Source organism: Pseudolactococcus raffinolactis NBRC 100932 (genome assembly GCF_001591765.1).
Classification (GTDB): domain Bacteria; phylum Bacillota; class Bacilli; order Lactobacillales; family Streptococcaceae; genus Pseudolactococcus; species Pseudolactococcus raffinolactis.
Genome location: NZ_BCVN01000093.1, coordinates 1 through 1,011, shown reverse-complemented (window position 1 = coordinate 1,011; position 1,011 = coordinate 1). Strand labels below are relative to the sequence as shown.

General features: G+C 44.0%; 1 protein-coding gene. It reads right to left on the bottom strand.

The annotated features are described in order from the left end of the window. Window positions 1-18: 18 nt before the first annotated feature. A complete protein-coding gene (locus LRA01S_RS10560) occupies window positions 19-966 on the bottom strand; it encodes an IS30 family transposase (protein WP_061775560.1) in 948 nt (315 codons plus the stop codon). Between the last annotated feature and the right edge of the window lie 45 nt (window positions 967-1,011).

The following is a 1,011-nucleotide window of genomic DNA, read 5'->3' as shown; positions in this document are numbered from 1 at the left end:
GCAAATTGCAAGTCCAAGTTAGCCAGCCAAGCTCATCTCATATGAACTCTTATAGTTGAACATTTTTCTTGGATAATGGTTCATCCAATACTCGATAGCGGCGACTTCTTCAGGGGTCGTCTTTGTTGTGCCTTTTGGCAGATGCCTACGAATCATTCGGTTATGGTTTTCATTCGTCCCTCGCTCAAAGCTCGCGTAGGCGTGTGCATAGTAAACTGGACAGCTTACGACCTCAGAGAGCCTTGCAAATTCATGGCCATTGTCAGGGGTAATGGATTTGAAGTCATAACTTTTTTGAAGTTCCACCAGCTCATCATTGACCGCCTGTGCTGTTTTCCCATCAATCAAGCGAATGATCTCCGTGCGGTATTTTCGCTCTGTGAGCGTCAAAAGCACCTTGTTCTTAGCTCTCGTAAGAATGACCGTGTCAATCTCGTAATGCCCCACTTCTAAGCGATTGTTAATGAAATCAGGCCGTTCTTCAATAGACTTGCCAAAAGGATGCTTTGGCGCACGAGGTTTGATTTTCTTTGCCGCCTTATACTGCGGATAGAAAAGATGATGACGCTTGGCTTCTAACCAGCCCCAGTTGACCCAATTGTAGAGGCTGCTCAGAGAAACTCCTTTTAGAGCCTGATGAATGACTTCCAAAGAGTCCTTGTCTTCTTTAAGACGTGTACTCACATAACAATCAATCTCAGTCGTGAGTTTACTCGGACGAACACTGTGAGCCCTCAATCCTTCATAATTTTCTTGAGCCTTTTTAGCAGAGTATTTTACCTTCCGCTTGAGCTGGATTTCCCCTCGCTTCATCTCTCTGTCAATCGTCCCATGAGCTTTATTCAATAAGCGCGCAATCTCACGGTTGCTCAGTCCTTCTTTATTGTGCCAACGTTCAATGTTTAAACGGTCTTGATTGGTCAGGTGTTTCCCTTTGCTCTGGCTTGTGATAGAATAGTCTTGCATCTGAATTTCCTTTTTATACTATTTGGTCGAACTTCTAGTATAAGA